This is a genomic window from Polaromonas sp. (assembly GCF_013817205.1).
GTDB lineage: Bacteria > Pseudomonadota > Gammaproteobacteria > Burkholderiales > Burkholderiaceae_C > Polaromonas.
In genome coordinates this window covers 1-3718 of the sequence record NZ_JACDDD010000140.1, presented here as the reverse complement: position 1 = coordinate 3718, position 3718 = coordinate 1, and the positions used below count along the sequence as shown (strand labels likewise).

Sequence of the window (3718 nt, the reverse complement as noted above, 5' to 3'; positions counted from 1 at the left end):
ACATCAGCGAGCCGACAAAAAACACGCCCGCTGCTAGGCCGGTGATGAAGCGGTGTTTGATGCACCAGCGGCTGGCGCGCATGTACCAGCGCATCACCGCACCGTCTTTTTCCACGTAATTGACGATGGGCTTGAGAATGTAGGCCGCCATCATGGGCGTGAGCATGCGCGCCACCACCAGCGATGCAAACACGGCCAGGGCCGCGGTCCAGCCGAACTGCTTGAAGAATTTGCCGGCAATGCCGCTCATGAAAGCGGTCGGCAAAAACACGGCAATCAGGGTGAAAGTGGTGGCGATCACCGCCAGGCCAATTTCGTCGGCGGCTTCCATCGCCGCCTGGTAGGGCGTTTTGCCCATGCGCAGGTGCCGCACGATGTTTTCGACCTCCACAATCGCATCGTCGACCAGGATGCCGATCACCAGGCTCAGCGCCAGCAGCGTCACCACATTGATGGAAAACCCCAGGTAATGCATGCCGATGAAGGCCGGAATCACCGACAGCGGCAAGGCCACGGCAGACACAAAGGTGGCGCGCCAGTCGCGCAGAAACAGCCACACCACCAGCACCGCCAGCAGACCGCCTTCGATCAGCAGGGTCAGCGAGGCGCTGTGTTCCTCTTCAACCGGGGTCACGAAGTCAAAGGCCTCCGTCAGCTCGATGTCCGGACGGCTCAGCTTGAGCGCTTCCAGCGCGGCGCGTACGCCCCGACCCGCTTCGACCTCGCTGGCGCCCTTGCTGCGCGCCACTTCAAAACCGACCACCGGCACGCCATTGAGCAGGGCTGACGAGCGTTGCTCGGCCACCGTGTCCTGCACGTCGGCCACCTGGTTCAGGCGCACCTTGCGCCCGTCGCCAACGGCCAGCTCGATCAGGCCCAGTTCGGCGGCCGACTGTACCGTGGCCAGCGTGCGTACCGGCTGCTCGCCGCTGCCCACCTCGGTGCGACCACCTGCCGTGTCGAGCTGCACCTGGTTGAGCGCGCGCGACACGGTGGCGGCGCTGACGCCGAGTGCCGACATCCTGGCCGGATCCAGCGCAATCCGCACCTCGCGGCTGACGCCGCCCACGCGTGTGACCGCGCCCACGCCGGGCACCGCCAGCAGGCGGCGCGTCAGGGTGTCATCGACAAACCAGGACATGGCTTCATCGTCCATTGCCTTGCTGCGAATGGTGTAAGCCAGCACCGGAGACGACGCGAGGTTGATCTTGCTGACGATGGGGTCGCGCACATCGGCGGGCAGGTCGGCGCGTACCTGCTGAACCGCCGAACGGACTTCGTCGAGCGCTTCCTGGGTGGATTTTTCCAGACGGAACTCGGCGGTAATCGTGGCTGCACCGTCCTGCACCTTGGTGTAGATGTTTTTCAGGCCCTGCAGCGAGGCGATGGCGTTTTCGATCTTGCGCGCCACATCGGTCTCCAGCTGCGCCGGTGAGGCGCCGGGCAGGCTGGCCGAGATCACGATGTTCGGTACGTCCAGGTCAGGAAAGTTTTGCACCTTCATGGCCTGGTAGCTGAGCATGCCGGCAAAACACAGCATGACAAAAAACATGATGGCGGGAATCGGGTTGCGGATGCACCAGGCGGAAACGTTCATTCTTTTCTCCGGCAATCTGCTATCTATTTAGTAGCTGCTAGCGCAGCATTGACGGGGACTGGAGCCTTGTTTGTCTCTACAGATGCCGCAGGGGCGGCGGGCGCGGCGGCAGCCAGCTTGACCGTGTCACCATCGGCCAGAAAGGCGGCGCCTGCCGCGACATACCGCTCACCGGGCTTGGCGCCCTGGACAATCTCGACCACGTCCCCCAGCCGGCGGCCGGTTTGCAGCTTGACCTGCACCACTTTGTTGTCGGGCTCGATACGCATCGCATAACTGAAGCCGTCGCGCAGCACCAGCGCCTGCTGCGGCAGTGTCAGGGCGTTCACTGATCCGAGTTCAAATTCGCCCTGGGCGTACATGCCCGCCTTGACGCTGGGGGTGCGGGGCAAATCGACATAAACCAGCGCATTGCGGGTCAGCGGATCGACAGTGGGCGCCACCATGCGTACGGTCCCTTTGACCTTTTCGCCGCTGGCGGCGGTCACCAGCGCGGTGGCCCCGGGCCTGATGCGCCCGATTTCATTGCTGGTGACCTCGGCGCGCCACTCCAGCCTGCCGCCACGTATCAGGCGGAACAACTCGGTGCCGCTGCCCACGACGGCGCCCACCGTGGCGCTGCGCGCAGAAATCATGCCGCTGTCAGGTGCCAGCACCTGAGTGTTGTTGCCGCGCACCTGCTGCGCATCCAGCACGGCCTGTGCCGCAGCGACACGCGCTTTGGCGGTCTGCTCACTGGTGTTGTACTGGTTGATCTGCTGGGTGCTCAGGGCGCCCGAATTCTGCAGCGTGCGGGCGCGCGCCGCGTTGGCGGCGGCATCGGCGGCCGTGGCCTGCGCCTCGACCAGGCTGGCACGCGCCTGCGCCACATCGGCCCGCACGCTGTCACCCGAAAAACGCGCCAGCACCTGGCCGGCCCTGACCGTGTCCCCCACGTTGACCAGCACGTGCGTCAGTCGCAGGCCGCTGGATTCCGAGCCGATGACGGCCTCCTGCCAGGCCACGATGTTGCCGTTGGCGCTGAGCTTGATCGGCAGGCGGGTCTGTTCAGGCTGCGCGGCTGACACCGTCAGCGCCGGTTTGGGCGCAGCGGCTGCAGGCTGGGCCGGCTTACCGGAATCCGAGGAAAACATGGCGTAAGCCCCCGCCGTCACTGCGATAACAGCTATCAGAACAATAGCAACCGGTTTGATCTTGGATTTATTCATGGTGTTGTTGTTGATTCAGGGTGATGTATTTCAGGGCTGGCGTGACGATGGGTGGCTGCCGGTGGCGACAGCCGGTCCGCCCGGGCCTTCGAGCTCGCGCGTCCAGCCGCCGCCCATGGCGCGGTACAGCGCGACCCAGGCCGAGGCACGCTCGCGCTGCAGGTTGAGCAGCGCCGTTTCTGCGGCCAGCTGTGTGCGCCGGCTGTCTTCCAGATCGACCAGGCTGGCCAGGCCGTTTTTGTACAGCGCCTCGGTGCCGGCGAAGGAGGCCCGGAAACCTTCGGCCGCCACGCGTGCATCTTCGCTGCGGGCGGCGGTGCTTTGCAGCGTGATCAGTGCTTCCTCGACCTCGCGCACCGCCTGCCGGACGCGGGCGCGGTAAAGCGCAGCCGCTTCGTCGTAACGCGCCTGCGCCGCCTCTGCGTCGGCGGCACGCCGACCGCCGTCGAACAGCGGCACGCTCAGCGCCAGCGGCCCGATGGACCATGTGTTGAAGTCGGTGCTCACGCCGCCGCTGCGCAAGTTGTTGGCCGCGACCGCGCCGCTCAGGGTCAGGCGCGGGTAACGCGCGGCCTGCGCGCTGCCAACTTCGGCGCTGGCGGCAGCGACATCGCGCTCGGCGCTGAACACATCCGGGCGCTGCGCCAGTGCCTGCGCCGGTACGCTCGCTATCAAAACAGTAGCTATCTGTGCAGTACCGGCGGGGGCTGAGGCCAGTTTTTGTCTCAAATCCGACTCGGGCATACTGCTTAGCGCCACCAGCGCCTTGATGTCCAGCTCACATGACGCGGCCTGCTGGGTGGCGCGGCTGTTGGCGTCGGCGGCACTGGCGCGCGCCAGCGCTGCGATCGCGGGTGCGGTGAAGCCGGCCTCCGCGCTCAGTTGCGCCAGCCGGCCGGTCTCGCCGCGCGAG

General features: G+C 65.9%; 3 protein-coding genes. All 3 read right to left on the bottom strand.

What is annotated here, in order from left to right; translation table 11 throughout:
- Positions 1–1597, bottom strand: a 1597-nt coding sequence (locus tag H0W47_RS18440) for an efflux RND transporter permease subunit (protein WP_296927045.1), incomplete at its 3' end; no start/stop codon positions are given.
- A 23-nt stretch (positions 1598–1620) separates the two neighbouring features.
- Complete coding sequence (locus H0W47_RS18435) at positions 1621–2805, bottom strand: efflux RND transporter periplasmic adaptor subunit (RefSeq protein WP_296927043.1); 1185 nt, start codon at positions 2803–2805, stop codon at positions 1621–1623.
- 30 nt (positions 2806–2835) lie between these two features.
- A partial coding sequence (locus tag H0W47_RS18430; protein ID WP_296927042.1) for a TolC family protein occupies positions 2836–3718 on the bottom strand: 883 nt, incomplete at its 5' end.

Excerpts from the sequence above, each read along its gene's own strand:
- H0W47_RS18435 (WP_296927043.1), bottom strand. The coding sequence starts at position 2,805 with ATGAATAAATCCAAGATCAAACCGGTTGCTATTGTTCTGATAGCTGTT.